Annotated in this window: 13 protein-coding genes and 1 pseudogene; 5 read left to right on the top strand and 9 right to left on the bottom strand. The window is 59.2% G+C overall.

What is annotated here, in order from left to right:
• Nucleotides 1-279 precede the first annotated feature (279 nt).
• Nucleotides 280-417 (top strand): hypothetical protein, encoded by a 138-nt coding sequence (locus tag CKW19_RS28740; RefSeq protein WP_156877850.1) that lies wholly within the window; start codon nucleotides 280-282, stop codon nucleotides 415-417.
• A gap of 504 nt (nucleotides 418-921) precedes the next feature.
• On the opposite strand, the gene CKW19_RS12905 is transcribed toward CKW19_RS28740, so the two are convergent.
• From CKW19_RS12905 to CKW19_RS29075, 4 genes and pseudogenes are all read right to left on the bottom strand, one after another.
• On the bottom strand, nucleotides 922-2,040 hold the full coding sequence (locus CKW19_RS12905; RefSeq protein ID WP_177408809.1) for a PQQ-dependent sugar dehydrogenase: 1,119 nt from the start codon (nucleotides 2,038-2,040) through the stop codon (nucleotides 922-924).
• A 414-nt stretch (nucleotides 2,041-2,454) separates the two neighbouring features.
• Nucleotides 2,455-3,033, bottom strand: coding sequence for a cytochrome b (locus CKW19_RS12900; protein WP_095058179.1), 579 nt, complete (start codon nucleotides 3,031-3,033; stop codon nucleotides 2,455-2,457).
• Nucleotides 3,030-4,103 (bottom strand): catalase family peroxidase, encoded by a 1,074-nt coding sequence (locus tag CKW19_RS12895; RefSeq protein WP_048393018.1) that lies wholly within the window; start codon nucleotides 4,101-4,103, stop codon nucleotides 3,030-3,032. Before CKW19_RS12895 ends, CKW19_RS12900 begins: the two co-directional genes overlap by 4 nt.
• A gap of 516 nt (nucleotides 4,104-4,619) precedes the next feature.
• A pseudogene (locus tag CKW19_RS29075) lies at nucleotides 4,620-4,956 on the bottom strand ((2Fe-2S)-binding protein); the annotation flags it as partial.
• A 969-nt stretch (nucleotides 4,957-5,925) separates the two neighbouring features.
• Here CKW19_RS29075 and CKW19_RS12885 point away from each other — a divergent pair.
• The 4 genes from CKW19_RS12885 (at nucleotide 5,926) to CKW19_RS12870 (ending at nucleotide 9,580) form a co-directional block, all read left to right on the top strand.
• The gene (locus tag CKW19_RS12885; RefSeq protein WP_095058178.1) at nucleotides 5,926-6,900 is read left to right on the top strand and encodes an alpha/beta hydrolase; all 975 of its coding nucleotides are present in this window, start codon (nucleotides 5,926-5,928) and stop codon (nucleotides 6,898-6,900) included.
• Between the two features lie 257 nt (nucleotides 6,901-7,157).
• The gene (locus CKW19_RS12880) at nucleotides 7,158-7,742 is read left to right on the top strand and encodes a cyclophilin-like fold protein (RefSeq protein WP_231983783.1); all 585 of its coding nucleotides are present in this window, start codon (nucleotides 7,158-7,160) and stop codon (nucleotides 7,740-7,742) included.
• Nucleotides 7,743-7,826: 84 nt separating this feature from the next.
• The gene (locus CKW19_RS12875) at nucleotides 7,827-8,570 is read left to right on the top strand and encodes an SDR family oxidoreductase (protein ID WP_095058177.1); all 744 of its coding nucleotides are present in this window, start codon (nucleotides 7,827-7,829) and stop codon (nucleotides 8,568-8,570) included.
• A gap of 59 nt (nucleotides 8,571-8,629) precedes the next feature.
• Nucleotides 8,630-9,580, top strand: a complete 951-nt coding sequence (locus CKW19_RS12870) for an aldo/keto reductase family oxidoreductase (protein WP_048393012.1) — start codon at nucleotides 8,630-8,632, stop codon at nucleotides 9,578-9,580.
• A 76-nt stretch (nucleotides 9,581-9,656) separates the two neighbouring features.
• Here CKW19_RS12870 and CKW19_RS12865 read toward each other — a convergent pair whose 3' ends face one another.
• The 5 genes from CKW19_RS12865 to CKW19_RS12845 all read right to left on the bottom strand — a co-directional run.
• Nucleotides 9,657-10,793, bottom strand: coding sequence for a metallophosphoesterase (locus CKW19_RS12865; RefSeq protein ID WP_095058176.1), 1,137 nt, complete (start codon nucleotides 10,791-10,793; stop codon nucleotides 9,657-9,659).
• A gap of 57 nt (nucleotides 10,794-10,850) precedes the next feature.
• On the bottom strand, nucleotides 10,851-12,194 hold the full coding sequence (locus CKW19_RS12860) for a cytochrome c (RefSeq protein WP_048393010.1): 1,344 nt from the start codon (nucleotides 12,192-12,194) through the stop codon (nucleotides 10,851-10,853).
• Nucleotides 12,195-12,207: 13 nt separating this feature from the next.
• On the bottom strand, nucleotides 12,208-14,466 hold the full coding sequence (locus CKW19_RS12855) for a molybdopterin cofactor-binding domain-containing protein (protein WP_095058175.1): 2,259 nt from the start codon (nucleotides 14,464-14,466) through the stop codon (nucleotides 12,208-12,210).
• 129 nt (nucleotides 14,467-14,595) lie between these two features.
• Complete coding sequence (locus CKW19_RS12850) at nucleotides 14,596-15,042, bottom strand: (2Fe-2S)-binding protein (protein WP_013692840.1); 447 nt, start codon at nucleotides 15,040-15,042, stop codon at nucleotides 14,596-14,598.
• A gap of 272 nt (nucleotides 15,043-15,314) precedes the next feature.
• Nucleotides 15,315-16,208 (bottom strand): aldehyde dehydrogenase family protein (locus tag CKW19_RS12845; protein ID WP_143500357.1); only part of this gene is annotated, 894 nt, incomplete at its 5' end.

The following is a 16,208-nucleotide window of genomic DNA, read 5'->3' as shown; positions in this document are numbered from 1 at the left end:
TGCAAGACGACCCAATCTTTGAAGTCGTCGTCGTAGCGTTTGCCTAGATTGGACATTGTTATGCACCTTCGCCCTCTTGAATGAATGAGTCAATCAACAAGGGTGACAGGTAGCCTGACACGGAGGGAGACGAAAAAAAAGAGGCCTAAGCCTCTTCTCTTCTGGTTTCGCAGCACTCAACAGAGAACCGAAAAACAATATTTGGAGCGGGAAACGAGACTCGTATCTGGCGTCCGACCCATTGAAATCTATAGGGTTTCTGTTATTCCTGAAGCAGGAATGGACTTGATTCTGGACTTGTTTTTGAAGTATTTCAAGATCCAAGTCTGGTATGACACCAGCGTTGGAGTGGATCAATCACTGCACGCCGCATTCGATGCCCGCGCCGTTTACGCGGGGCTGACCATGGACTTCTAAGGGACATAGGTCAGGGAGCGTTATCGCAGGATGATCCTCCTCTTGGCAGACCTATCGGCGGTTGTCACCTTCTGCCGGTACAGTCTTACCCCCTGAAAGCACCGTCAATGGAATGTTCCATGAGCTCCTGCATTCGTATCAGAGCAAGCGCAAACCCAGCTGATTTCTTCGATGAGGTTATTCCAGAGGAGGTCTTGACCTGAACGGTTGGCGGTTGGAGTGATCAATACAAGGCCTGGGACGCTCCCGCCTGGTTCGAAAATGTGAGTTGACGGCCTCTCTGTTACCCTGAATGGGCTTCTCGCTTCTGTTTCCAGCGCTGGTGTCGAGATCCTGAAACACATTTCCCCACAGAACCGACCTGGCTGGTATCGTTCTCGACGATCAGCTTGATATCGCCGAGTTCCTCCTTGGGAGGCGGCGAGCGCAAGCCGTCGAAGAGGTTGCGGGCAGGCGTCGCGGCTTGCCGACGCTGCAGCTGCGCAATGCCTGCCCTGATGGCGCTCAGCGCGGCTGAAGACGCAGCAGTTTGCCATCCTGTTCGTCGGTGAGCACGTAGAGCAGGCCGTCAGGGCCCTGCCTGACATCCCGAATACGGGCATGCCCGTCCTCCAGCAACTTGTGCTCGGCCACGACCTTACCGTCTTTCAGTTCGATACGGTCGAGGTAACCGAACTTGAGCGAACCGACGAAGAGATTGCCCTTCCATGCCGGCCCATAACGGTCGCTAGTCAGGAAGGCCATGCCGGACGGCGCGATCGAGGGCACCCAGTAATGCAGCGGCTGCTCCATGCCGTCCTTGGCGGTCAGGCCGTCGCCAATCTTCCCGCCGCCATAGTTTTCGCCGTAGGTGATGACCGGCCAGCCGTAGTTGCGCCCCGCCAGCGGAACGTTGATCTCGTCGCCGCCCTGCGGACCGTGATCGTTCATCCAGAAGCGGCCGTCCGGACCGAGCGTAGCGCCCTGGCTATTGCGATGGCCATAGCTCCAGATCTCCGGCAAGGCACCGGCGCGGTCGACGAAAGGGTTGTCGGCCGGTACCGCGCCGTCCTTCTGGATGCGCACCACTTTGCCCAAGTGGTTATCGAGTTCCTGCGCATCCTCCTTCCGGCTGTAACGCTCGCCCAACGTGACGAAAAGCGTCCCGTCCTTCGCCTCGACGATGCGGCAGCCGAAATGCGCGGAGCTGCTCACCTTCGGTCGCTGACTGAAAATCACCTGCAGGTTGTCGAGGCGCACCATGTTGCTCGACAGCGTCGCGCGTGCCACTGCCGTGCTATTGCCCGCGCCACCAGCGGCCGGTTCGGAAAAGCAGAAGTAGACCATGCGATTCACGTCGAAAGCACTGTCGGTCACGACATCCAGCAGCCCGCCCTGCCCGCCTGCCGCGATCGCCGGCAGCCCCTCAACCGGCGGGCCGATGCTCCCATCGGCACCAACCACCCGAAGCCGGCCCGGCCGTTCTGTCACCAAGTAGCGATGTGCCGGCAGAAAGGCCACTGCCCAGGGATTCTCCAATCCGGTTGCCACCCGCTCAGCCCGCACCTCGGCGGCCAGCGCGCTGACAGCAAAACCCATGGCAAGAAATGCTGGGACCAGAACCCACTCAAGTTTCAGATTCATGTCTGTTCCGATGGTTGATTTGACAGCCGCTAGCACACCCTACGAAGAAAGATATAAATTAGTAAATCTTTGCGCTACGCATGTGCATCCAGATATTTCTCTGCTTTTGCGATCCCGTTCATGCGCCGAAGTTTCTGTATCGTGAAGGCGCCCCCCTGCGTCCGAACGCCAATGGCGGGAGGCTTCGACGCCAGGTGTTTAGGCACGGCACCTTAAGTCGGCGGCTCGCTGAACTTGGCGACGAACATCTCTATGAAGCTCGGTGATCCGGCGAGGGTCAGCGTCACTTCGTGCCAGCCTCCCAGCCCGACGGTCACTGCAGGTCGTGGTCCCACAGTACATGCCCACTGAGGTATTTCATCTCGCCCCACCGAGAACGCGCGCGCCACGGCGCCCGTGGTAACGGAGCCTGCGTCAGTCAGCGCACTTGGTCACGACCCTGCCGTCGACCGACGGATGTACCGGAAATGGCGCCATGGTCTCGAACACGCCGTCGCGTCGCACCAGCGCGTGGAACAGAGCGGCCCCGAGGTGCAGCAGGATCAGCGCGAAGAAGCAGAACGAGAGGAACTTGTGAGCGTTCCACAGCCAGCTGTGCAGGCCGGCGTCGGGCGACACGATGGCGGGCAGACGCAGCCCGGCGACGAGCACCGGGTAGTCCGCCGCCGACAACATGGCCCAGCCAAGCAAGGGCATCGCGAGCATCAGCACATAGAACGCGACATGCGAGAGTTTGGCGGCGAGCTTCATCGGCTCGGGCATGTCACGCGGCAGCGGCGGCGCACCAAGGCGCCAGCGGACGATCAGGCGCAGCACCGCGAGCACGAGGATCGCAATGCCCAACGGCTTGTGGATCGAGACCAGCATCAGGTACGCGGGCGTGATCGTCGAGACCATGCCGACGCCGATGAACAGCATCACGAGGATGCAGATCGCCATGCCCCAATGAAGCGCCCGCTGTAACGGCGCGAATTGCTGGTTGACTTGGCTCATGGCTTGGCTCCGGCGGTGGTGGTGGACGGGGTGCGCGGATAGTCTTTTTCTTCGGCGGTCCGGCGGTTGTACGAGACCGAATAAGCGGCCGAACGTGCGGCGGGGAAAGGGTCGTCGGATGTGCGCATGCCGGCCGGCAGCACGGTGGGATCGAAGTTGATGTCGCGGCATGAGCCATCGGCCTCGGGCTCAATTTTCGTCACCGACAGGGTGCCGACGCCGACGCTGCGGCGATCTTCCGGCCAAACCTTGCTCGGGTCGGCGGTCGGGTCGCCCGGGTCGGCGACCATGACCGTCATAGCCCAGCGCTGCGTCGCCTTCGCGACGCGCTCGGTGATGTCTGCCAGCAGGAAATCAGGCTCGCGCTTCTTGAGTTCGTCGCCCGAGACCAACACAGGTTTGGCGGCCGGCTTAAAGGACCAGCGCACGGCCTGGTCTTGGCCCTGCGCGTTGGTGAAGACGAAGCTGTTGATGCCGTTGTAGCGGTCTTCCGCGTACGAGCTGGTGAACGGCGCGCTGCCGGCCCACTGGCTAAACGCGCCGATCTCGGGGTGCACAGCGGCGAAGCTCTTCAACGCATCCGGATGGCTCTTGTCGGCGGAAGCCACCTGCAAGTCGTAGAAGGCCTGCGGCGTCGCGACTGGGAAGAACGGCGCATTGATCATTGCGGAACGCCACTCCTGGCCGTCGGGCGTTCGGATGCGCAGGCTCAGGGAGCGCACGCGCGCGCTGCCATCGGGCGCCTTGAGGTCGGGCGAGGCGAGGTTGAAGCGGCCGGTCACAGGATAGGTGCCGGCGGCGAACATCTGTGCCTTGGACAAATCGCTGCCAGTGCCGTTGGCCTCGAAGGTACCAGTGAAGCAGATACCCTTGGCATGGGCGCGGCGGAAGCCGAGCGCCGGTCCGGCGGGCGGCGCCAGCACCTCGACGATCTTGGTCGGCGTGAGGCGTGCGGGTGTCAACCAACCGGCTGTGTATGCGAACGCGGCGCCGACGGCGACAACCACCGCCGCGATCAGTACGAGCGGCCCGAGAAAAGACTTATTGGAGTGAGGATGTCGCTCGTTCATCGAAATTTCTTCCGGAGTGCGGGGTGGAGAGTTCTGTAACGAATTTAACGCTTTACTCTAAACCTTGTGCGAAGTCGCTACGGCGCTGAAGACTTCTATACGCACCGACCAGCAACATTACGTTGCCGCCGGCCGCGCGGCTCGGCGAAGAAGCAGTACAGGTGGCGACGATCCTATTCCCCCAGGCAAAACTGCACAGCGAGGTGATGGTGAATCTGCATCCGGGCTCCAGAGTGATGCTCTGCGACGCGTTTTGTCTGCACCCCCTCAACGGGGTGCCGGCTTCTTTGATTTCTACCGTGCCGACCTGAAAGTACGCTGGCCGGAGATAGCTTGGCGCTTAATGGGCAAGACATACTGCGGCAAATGCCGAGTGTCAGTCATGCCTTCCAAACGCTGGCGACGTTTATGCTCGTAGATCAGGGCTTGCCTGTCGAAGCGCCGAAAAGTACCTGCGTATGCCCTTCCCGCTCATCCCGATCTGGGGATCAGCGCATTGCCCAACGATTGCGGGGTTGCAATCACTTTGCCAGACTGGCAATAACCGCACTGTGCCACTTGGTGTTTGCCCCAAGAGGCGACGACGCGTTGGCCAACATCATCCTGCTCTATCGCCTCAATCGTGGTGATCTTGCGGCCGTATATACCTGCAATGAGGATGACACAGGAACGCGCCACAACGCCGTCGATCAAGACGGAACAAGCGACGCACTGAGCGAGACCACACCCGTAATCCCCATTGCAGGTATAGTTTGTTCCCGTCATACCGATTTCGTCACGAATCACCCACAGCAGCGGCTGTGTCGCCCTCAGCTTCGACCTGATAGGTCTTATCGTTAATCTGAAGCTCCATAACTCTCCAGCCATCTTGGCTCTAAAAAGCGCTATTAGCGAGGCGTCGCGTAATCGCTATCTATACATGGTTTGAAAGTATCACGAGCTTAGTGGGCTCAATCATGCAGCCACGTGCTAGGCCTTATGAATAAAAGTACGCAATACAAGAAATCACCGCGCATCGATGGCACATCAACACAGTGATTTAGTGCCCGCTCAACTACGAGCGAGCACGACTCACAACTAAGCAACATGCTTGAGACGAATACCGTTACCGATTCAGGGCTTTGCATTTTTTCTTTTGGAAAAACCTACCAGCCCACAACCTGGATGAAGTATTACTTTTCGGTCAGCGGCTAATTTTTCAAATGGTCTCTTGCCCCTACAGACCTGAAGAACGGGTTTAGAAGCAGCTTCAGCAGGAAGCTGCCGGAACGGAAACAGAGGTTGTGATCTCTCTTTCGACGCAGCCCAACAAGCCTTGACCAAACAAGCTTTCACGTCCGTTAAGCACTTGGCCGATTTCCTCTACAAGGTCTCGTCCATCGCCTGTCCCAGACCGAGTCACTCGAATCGGCTACCAACGCAGCCTGCGGCGGGTTTTCCGCCGGTCATATAGCGAGGCTGAGCTGATGCAGGCGGACCGAATACTTCCATGTACGGGACTCGATGATCAATGGTCATCGCAGCGTGGTGATATGTCATTCGAACAAGCATGAACTCATCGGGGTAGTTTTCCATTTCGAACCGCCTGGGACTTGGGGGCGCGATTATCCAATAGCGTGCATAGATGCTTGCAATTTCATGGGATGTTTTGGGGCAGTGACAGGCATACATTAGCTGGCAAAGCCGATCCCGACGGGCGACGTCATTCACGAAACATGTTCCCCATGGTTCTAAAAGCCTATGACGCTGACGACAAGCCCCCCGCTGCTCGACGGGTATTCAGGCTGGCAGGAACAATCTCAACTACATGTAAGGCACGCACATGCAACTGACACAGGAATGGGACAAGACTTTCGCCAAGAGCGACAAGGTGGACCATAAGAAGATCACCTTCACGAACCGCTATGGCATCACCCTGGCGGGCGACCTGTACCAACCGAAGAACGCCAGCGCAAAGCTGGCAGCTATTGTCGTCTGTGGCCCGTTTGGCGCGGTGAAGGAGCAGGCCTCCGGGCTTTATGCGCAAACCATGGCCGAGCGCGGTTTTGTCACGCTGGCCTTCGATGCATCCTACACCGGGGAAAGCAGCGGTGAGCCGCGCAACGTCGCCTCGCCAGACATCAACACCGAGGATGTGAGCGCGGCAGTTGATGCTCTTGGCCTGCAACCCTCCGTTGATCGCGAGCGGATTGGCGTCATCGGCATCTGCGGTTGGGGTGGCATGGTGCTGAATGCCGTGGCCTTGGATAAGCGCGTCAAGGCGGTTGTCGCCAGCACCATGTACGACATGACCCGCGTCATGTCCAAGGGCTACAACGATAGCGTAACCCTCGAACAGCGCACGCAAGGGCTCGAACAACTGAGCGCACAACGTTGGGTCGACGCGGAAAATGGTGCCCCTGCTTACCAGCCCCCCTACAACGAACTGAGGGGTGGGGAAGCGCAGTTCATGGTCGATTATCACGATTACTACAGCACGACCCGCGGACACCATCCGCGCGCGGTCAACTCGGGCAACTCGTGGACGATCACTACACCCCTGTCGTTCATGAACATGCCGATCCTGACCTACATCGCGGAAATTTCTCCACGCCCGGTCCTGTTCATCCACGGTGAAAACGCCCACTCGCGCTACTTCAGCGAAACCGCTTACGCGGCCGCGGCGCAGCCGAAGGAGCTGATGATCATTCCAGAGGCCAGCCACACCGATCTGTATGACCGTGTGGACGTGATTCCTTTCGACAAGCTGACGACCTTCTTCACGCAGCACCTGGCCACGGCGGCACGCGCCGCTTGACGTCTTGAGGCAGTCGCATCCAGGCGGACAATGCATCTGGATGCGACTGAGCGGGATGACGCGCCCTACGGTATGGATTCATGCCACTCAGCACTTCTGACTTTCCAGTGAGGATCGCAACCAGAACTGGCAATAGGCCACTCGCTGAGGAGCATCTGCGCCATATTGCTGCGCTAATTCGCGCTCGAAACCTACGAATTCAAGTGCAGGCGCGGCAACGCGTCTGGCCCATTTTTCGCATTGCAAAGGAGAACAACATGCAGGGCAAAACCGTTGACGTCGGTACAGGCGGCGCTCTCTCCTCTCTTGGCGCTGCAAGCCGTAGGCATTCCTGGCACCGGCGGGCCATGCAACAGCTTGGAATGCCGTTGCTTCTCCTTGCACTGTGCAGCGGCCATCCTGCCCACGCCGCCAGCACTGCGCTGCCCGTGGCCGCTGAGCAGGATGTCACTCAAGCACCCAAGAAATCGGATGAATCACGCCTGTGGATGACCGTCGGGGAACGTCGCTTCGCCATCACACTGGCCGACAACGAGGCCACTCGCGCATTCGCCGCCACGCTGCCGCTGACACTGGACATGGAGGACCTCCACGGAAACGAGAAGAAAAAAGAGCTGCCTGACGCGCTGCCCACCAGTGAGAGCCGGCCCGGCACGATCCGCAACGGAGACCTTATGCTTTGGGGATCGCGCACCGTGGTCATCTTTTACAAGACCTTCGACTCAGCTTACTCATACACCCGTCTAGGCCGCGTGGACGATCCGACTGGCCTGGCCCAGGCGCTCGGCCGTGGCGATGTTCGGGTGGTGTTCTCCCAAGAGCAGCGTGCGCTGACAAAGTAGTCGCCCCACGCTCAACACCGACCTGAGATACCGCCTCATCATCTGCTGCGTCTCCTTCGCAGCCAGAATCCAGAGAGAGAAATCATGATCAAAGGCAAAGTAGTCATCATCACCGGCGCATCGTCCGGAATCGGCGAGGCAACCGCCAAGCTGCTCGCGAGCAAAGGCGCCAAAATCGTGCTCGGTGCGCGACGCGAAGACAAGCTCAAGCAGATCGCGGACGAGATTCTCCTGAGCGGTGGACAGGTGGTTTATCAGATGCTGGACGTGACAAAGCAAGAGGAAAACGACCGCATCGTTCAACTGGCCAAAGAAACATTCGGCCGTGTGGACGTCATTTTCCTGAACGCAGGGCTGATGCCGAACTCGCCGCTGTCCGCCCTGAAGACCGAAGACTGGCACCAGATGATCGATGTCAACGTGAAAGGTGTTCTGAATGGCGTAGCGGCCGTGCTGCCCGTGTTCCTGGCACAGAAGTCCGGGCACGTGATCACCACCTCGTCGGTGGCGGGGCTCAAGGCCTATCCGGGCGGCGCCGTCTATGGCGGTACGAAGTGGTTCGTGCGCGACTTCATGGAAGTCTTGCGCATGGAGTCCGCCATGGAGGGCAATAACATTCGCACCGCGACGATCTACCCGGCCCCAGTCAACACTGAACTGCTGGCGACAATCAGCGATAAGCAGGCGCTAGACCAGATGCAGGGCATCTATGACAAGTACGGCATTTCTCCAGACCGGATCGCCAACGTTGTCGCCTTCGCAATCGACCAGCCCGATGACACGACAATCAACGAGTTCACAGTTGGCCCCGCGAACCAGCCTTGGTGAATGCATTGCAGTCACGCAAGGCGTCCGACAGCCCACCACTGCCCTGATAAGGAGCTCTCATGAAGACCGTAGCACTAGGATCAACCGACACTCGGGTTCCCAACGTCGTCGCGGGCATGATGCGCATCGCCGGCAGCACCGATGACCAGATCCGCGCGCTCTACACCACGGCGCGCGAATCGGGCATCAATTTTTTCGATCACGCGGACCTCTACGGATTCAACCATCCCGGCGGTGGCCCGCATTTGTGCGAGCGCCGGTTCGGCGAGGCGCTGCGACTAAGCAGCGCTGAGCGCGAGCAGATCTTCCTCCAGTCCAAGACCAGTATCGTTGACGACCCGTGGCACTATGATCAGTCGTACGAGCACATCGTGGAATCGGCCGTGAGGTCGCTGAAAGCGTTAGGTACCGACTACCTGGATGTGCTGCTGCTGCACCGTCCCGACGCACTCGTAGAGCCGGAAGAAGTCGCCCGCGCGTTCGACCATCTGGAGTCCACCGGCAAGGTTCGCGCGTTCGGCGTTTCCAACCATACTCCCCGTCAGATCGATTTGCTCAAGACGGCCGTGACTCAGCCGATCCTGGCGAACCAGGTCCAGCTTTCGGTGACGCATTCGACGATCGTCGCTCAGGGCCTGTCGTCGAACATGACCGGCTTCGACGACTCAATCACTCGTGACGGCGGCGGCATCGTCGACTATGCGAGGATCAACAAGATCACACTGCAGGCGTGGTCTCCATTCCAGAAAGCTTTTCAGGATGGGGTGTTCTTCGACTCTCCCGACTACCCGCAGCTGAATGCCGAACTCAAACGATTGGCTGAGAAGTACGACGTCACTCCGACCGCAATCGCAACAGCCTGGATCACCCGTCACCCCGCCGGCATCCAAGTAGTGCTGGGTACCACGAGACCCGAGCGCCTCGTCGAGGCAGCCGCGGGCTCGAATATCCCGCTCACCCGCCCCGAATGGTACGGGCTTATCCGAGCGGCTGGTCACAACGTTCCCTGAACTGCCCGGCCGTCGAAAGCGGCGCCCGTCTCCTGATGCGAGCCTCTCGCCTCTCCTGACTCGAGTTCCGCTTGGATCATGCCCGACGAAGCGTAATGATCGAAATTTCCCGCGGCACACCGATACGCAAGGGTAGCCAGTGGCCGAGTCCCGAGGTCACATCAAGAGACGCTGCGCCATCACGATAGATTCCATGCATATAGTCGTAAGCGACGATTACTGGCCGCCCGAAAAGTCGTACCTGTCCGCCGTGTGTATGGCTGGACAGGGTCAATACCGCACCACGCGAGGCAGCAATGGGAAAGAACTCAGGATGGTGCGACAGCGCAATGAGCGTATCGCCAGGCGACGCCTCGGCGAACGCCAGGTCTGCGAACCTGCGCATGGCAGCATCCTGCTCGTCCCGCGGAAGCATGTGACGTCCATCCGAGGCGAGCGGGTAATCTACGCCAGCAATGCGCAACGGCACGCCGCGCGGGTGCACTACGACACTGTTGTTGATGAGTACCTGGATACGAGGGTCGCGCGCACGCAAAGCGGCGACTACGGCGGCTTCGTTAGGGTACTTGTCATGATTTCCCAGGATGGAGAGCACAGGCAGCGCGTCACTTCTCTCCAAAGCGTCCAGCGTCGGCTCCAGCTGGCTGAGATCGTCGATGAGATCACCCGTAATCGCCAGCAAGTCCACCTTACGCGAATTGACGATGTCGATGGCCTGGGCAAAGTCCTCGGGCACGATGAAAGGCCCGATGTGGACATCACCTATGTTAGCGACCCGCAGTCCGTCCAAACCTTCGGGCAGACCGTTCACATGGACCACTTCTTCGCGAACCACTGGGCCTCCGACGGTGCCGAAGCTCACACCAATCCCAACGATCAGTGAAACTGCGACGAAAGTCAGAGGAACGCGCATGCCGACGGTCGAGCGCCGTCCAAGAAGGCCACGCGCAACAAGAAACAGCCCGACGGGCAGAGTCAGGAACAAGGCCGTCAGCACCGCACCGACCCACGCACTGACCAGCCAGCGACCGGCTTCGCTCCATCCACCTTTGAGTTCGGGTAGACACCACCAAATAAGGTGTACCGCGGCAGCCAATACGCAGAACGCCACGATGCAACCCCGCTTGCGGGCGGCGCGACCAGTCACCAGGAGAAACAAGCCTATGATGATCGTCAACACAATCGAACGAACGAACACAAACTCGTAACTCATAGCCGACTCACTCCGTTTCTATAGCGAGGGTCTTGGCGGGACCCTCGCCCTACTCTCTCAACGCATCTGCAGGATGATCGGGTTGCTGCTGGCCGGATTGGTTCGCTCACGCAGTTCCTTCACCTCGTCAGCCTTCACTGCGCCTCCCTGATTACCCCATGACGTGCGAACGAAAGTCAGTACATCGGCGACTTCCTGATCAGAGAGTTGGTTGCGGTACGGGGGCATGCGATACGAATCCGGAATGCCATTGGCAACGACACGTTCGGAACCGTTCAAGGTGGCATTGATGCTCGTAGCGCTTTCCTTCACCATCGACGAAGATGCGCCTGCCAAAGGAGGTATCCATGGCGCCTGCCCGCTGCCGTCACTGCCGTGGCAACTGCTGCACTTGGCCATATAGTTGGCTGCCCCAGGTGTCGACAAGGGTGGTGATTGTTCAGCCGCCAGTGTGGCCGATGGCTTCCATGGCGGCCCGTCACGCTTTGGGTCGCCCGGCAACGACACCAGGTAATGCGCAATGGCTTTCAGGTCCGGGTCGGACATGTATTGCGTCGAGTTGTTGAAGACTTCCGCCATAGTGCCCACGACCACGCTGTGAGCGTTACGTCCGGTCTTCAGGTAGTCGACGATTTGCTGCTCACTCCAGCGACCCAATCCAGTGTTCGGATCCTGGCGCAGGCTCGGCGCGTACCACCCATCGAGCAGCGAACCGCTGAGGAAAGTAGCGCTGCTTTCATCCAGCGACTTCTCGTTCATCGTCAAGCTTCGTGGGGTATGGCAACTACCGCAATGCCCCGCGCCCTGGACGATGTAGGCGCCGCGGTTCCACAGCGCATCCTCTGACGGCTTGGCCTGATAGGCATCGTCATCGACAAACGCGGTATTCCACAAAGCCAGCGGCCAGCGCATGTTGAGCGGCCAGGGGATGTGGCTTTGCTGATTCTGCTGCTGCGCCGGCTTAACGCCGGCCATGAAGAACGCATAAAGCGCCCGCACATCATCATCGCTGAGCTTGGCATAGGATGGATACGGCATAGCCGGATACAGCCTGTGTCCGTCAGCCGCGACTCCGCTGCGTACTGCGCGATCGAAGTCGGCCAGGCTGTAGTTGCCGATGCCCGTTTGTTTGTCCGGGGTAATGTTGGTGGCATAGATCGACCCCATCGGGGTCGCCATCTCTAACCCACCGGCAAACGGCGCACTTTTTGGCGTGCTATGGCAGGCCACACAGTCGCTCAGCCTGGCAACATATTCACCGCGTTGGACAAGTTGTGCATCTGTCGACGGGGGAGCTGTCTCATCAGCAAAAGGCGAAGATGGCGTGCGATTGACAAACCAGCCCAAGCCAGCTGCCACGACGATGCCTGCTGGCAGCAGATACTTTATAGTTTTATTCACGAGCCATTCCTCATCAGGTGTCGAAGCGGTACTGCGATAGAGGCATGCTGCGAATTCGTTGACCGGTCAGTCGCGAGACGGCGTTAGCAACCGCCGGTGCCACCGCAGGCAGAGGCGGTTCGCCGATTCCGCCCATTGGCGCGCCACTTTCAACCACGCGGACATGGACCCTGGCCATCATCTCCGGTGTGAGAATGCGGTAGAGGTCGTAATTGCGCGCTACCGGCGTGCCACCTTTGTAGATGGCTTGTTCGATCAGGGTTTGAGACAAACCGAGGGCCACGGCTGAGTTGACCTGAGCCTCGATGATGGCGGGATTGACGATGCTACCCGGATCGATTGCCTGCCAGATATCGTGAACCTTCACGGCTCCGTTGCTGATGGAAACCTCTGCGATCACCGCCGTTTCGGTACCAAATGGCGATGCCATTGCAACGCCTCTCGCTCGCTTGGTGCCGTCTTGCGCCGTGAACGGCCCTCGTTTCCACCCCCCGGACAGGTCGGCCACTGTCTTGAGCAGGTGGCTTAACCGATCGTTGCCCTGCAGCAGCCTGGCCCGCAGCTCATAGGGGTCTTGACCGCCGGCATCCGCCACTTCATCCAGAAAAGCTTCATACATAAAGTCATTGATGGAGTTCCCGACTGAACGCCAGTAGCCCAGCATCACGGGGGTCTGCGAGTACAGTTGAGCGATCCGACGATGCGCAATGGCGTATTTTTTACCGGCCAGGCCCTCGACGGCGGTCGGGTCGATTTTGTCTCCTTGTTTGTTAGCGATACCCTCGGTTGGCCCTTCCGTGGCACTAATTGCTTCAAAGGCCACCGGTATGCCCTGTTCATCCAGGCCGGCGCGAAAGCGCACTACGGCGGAAGGACGAAGCACGTCACGCAAAAATTCTTCCTCGCGACTCCAGATCACCTTGATCGGTCGACCTGTGGATTGAGCCAGCTGGATAGCCTGAGGGTAAGGTGATGCATTCGGGTATAAAAAATGCCGGCCGAAAAAGCCACCCAGCAGCGGAGAGTGGAGAGTGATTTTGGAAGGGTCCAGACCGGTGCGCTTGGCGACGTCGGCCAAAAACAAATCCGGGGCCTGGTTCGGCAGCCACAAATCGAGATTGCCTTCAGCCCCGAAGCGCGCCAGGGCCGAGGGCGGCTCCAACTGGGCGTGGTTGAGGTATTGGGTATGATAAGTCGCGCTGACGATTTTCTTGGCGCCGGCCAGCCCTTGCTGCAGGTCGCCCTCACGTTCGGCCTCATCCCCAGCGTCGGTGGTTTTACTCAGTTGCTCCGCATAGGCCTGGGTGTCGAAATTAGCCGGCATGTAGCGCACGGTTGAATCGCCACCCGGCTCCGTCCACTCCACTTGCAGAGCCTCGACGGCACGCTTGGCCACCCACCAGCGTTGCGCAACCACCGCCACTGCCCCTTCAAGACGGTGCACCGAATGCACGCCTTTGAGGTTTCTGATCTGATCCTCGTTGCGCACCAGCCCCACTTGCAGACCCAGGCGCGGCGCATGCTGTACCGCGGCGTGGAGCATGCCTTCGACACGAGTATCGATGGTGTATTGCGCCTTACCAGTGGATTTGTCGTAGACGTCTATTCGCTGGACCGGCTTACCGATCCAGCGGAATGTGGCAGGGTCGCGCAGAGTAACGGTTTGCGGATCGGGAATGGGCAAATCGAGCGTTAGCGGCGCGAGTTCACCGTAGGTGATCGATCGATTGGAAGCGGCATGAATGACCCGCCCTGGCTCGGTAGTTAGCTGCGCCAGAGGCACCTTCCAGTGGGAAGACGCGGCCTGCAATAGCATCAGGCGCGCCGATGCGCCCAGTCGGCGCATGGTCATGTAGCTCGCGCGCATCGACCGGCTACCACCCGTGAAGCGCATGCCACCTTCCATGACTTTGAAGTCACTCCCGGGCGCCGCGTTCTCCACCAGAAAGCTGGCTGGATCTATATCGAGCTCCTCACCCACGACCTGTGCCATGCCCGTGAAAATACCCTGCCCACCCTCGATAAAGGGGCTCTGCAGGCGAACGGTATTATCCGGACGAATCTCCAGGAACGCCGGTACACGGGCGCCAGGCGGCAATGCCTGGGCACGCTCGGCAGCACGCAACGGGCCAAGGGGAATTCCGAAGCTGATAACAAGCGCACCCGCCGTGACGCCAGCCGATGCCTGCAAAAAACGGCGGCGAGAGACGTTCACAGGTTGCGCGTCGGAGAGTACGCCGCGCTCGGCGATTGAATCATCCAGTTTTGACATAGTGTTCCCCTGTGTTTGCATTCAATGCTCGGCCTGGCAGCAGACCAATCCCTGCTCCATTAAAGGTGGTCAGGATTAGCCGTCGGCATTGTCACCAGGCACGTCGCAGCTCAGTCGAATTGCGCGTGCTCAAGCACCAGCAAGCTCATCGACAGCAGTCTTGATCGCGTTATAAGTGCCGCAACGGCAGAGATTCGTCATGGCGGCAGCAATATCGGCTTGGGAAGGTTTGGGAATGCGCTGCAACAGCGCAGTGGCGGCCATTACCTGGCCAGACTGGCAATAGCCACACTGGGCGACTTGATGCTTGACCCAGGCGGCCACTACGCGTTTGCCCAACTCGTCGTCTTCAATGGCTTCGATTGTGCGAATCTGTTTGCCCTTTACACCTTCAACCGGTGTAACGCATGAGCGAAGCAGCACGCCGTCCACCATGACCGAACAGGCGCCGCATTGCGCCAAACCGCACCCGTACTTGGTTCCGGTCAGGCCGATATCGTCGCGAATCACCCATAACAATGGTGTATCCGCATCCGCCTCAACCTCATACACAGTGCCATTTACGTTGAGTTCCATTGTAAGAATGCCTCGATTGAAAACAGTGTGAAAAACCTGGCCGAGCACGACCTGCGGATAATCTTTGGCAACTGACCATTCGCAATAACAACAACTGCAACGTCGTTTTTTTAGACGAGCCTTACCCTACTGGGCTCGTCCGTGGCACAGCAAGCGAACCACGTGAGCAAGCTCGCAAGGTGCTATTAATCAGATGAATAAATACTCTCTTCAAACAGCAGGCGTGCCGCGCCAATCATCGGTGCGGCAGCGTTTGGTCTTGGATAGTCGTATCAGGCCTTCAACGACGGCAGTGCTGCGGCTTCCTCGTCAAAGCCATAGACCGATTTGATTTCCAGATACTCTTGCAACCCGAAAACACCCATCGAGCGGCCAATGCCGGATTCCTTGTAACCCCCCATAGGCGTCAGCGAGTTAGTCGGCGCACCGTTAAAACAAACACGCCCGGCACGCAGGCCGCTGGCGAACTCATACGCCTTGCGCCGGTCCCCACCGAATACATAGCCACCCAACCCATAAGGCGAGTCATTGGCTATTTCCAATGCCTGCGCCTCGGTGGAATAAGGCACCACCACCAAGACCGGCCCGAAAATCTCTTCCCGGCAAATAGTCATCTCCGGCGTCACATCGACGAACACGGTCGGACGGGTGAAAAAGCCACGTTCGAAGCCGTCGGGGCGCCCCAGTCCGCCAACAATCAGCCGTGCCCCCTCATCGATGCCCGACTGTATGTGACGCTGGATGCTGTTGAATTGTGCCCGGCTGACAATCGGCCCCATGGTCGTGGCGGGATCTCGCGGGTCTCCGAGACGGAATCGGTTTGCTTCGTCGACCAGAAACGGAATGATCTGCTCCACCTGGCTTTCATGCACCAGCATGCGACTCGGCGCGTGGCAGGATTGTCCAGTATTGAAGAAGCCGCGCTGAATGTTCCAGCGCGCGGCCTTTTCCAGATCGGCGTCTCGCAGCACGATATTCGCCGACTTCCCGCCCAGCTCCAGACACACGCGCTTGATGGTGCGTGCCGCTGCCTCGCCTACCTGCGCACCGGCACCGGTCGAGCCCGTGAAGGAAACCATGTCGACATCGGGATGCCTCGACATCGCCTCGCCAATCACTCGCCCCGAGCCGTTGAGCATGTTGAAAACGCCCTTGGGTACGCCCGC

Source organism: Pseudomonas sp. Irchel s3f7 (assembly GCF_900187615.1).
GTDB lineage: Bacteria > Pseudomonadota > Gammaproteobacteria > Pseudomonadales > Pseudomonadaceae > Aquipseudomonas.
This window is presented reverse-complemented; position numbering and strand designations above follow the sequence as displayed.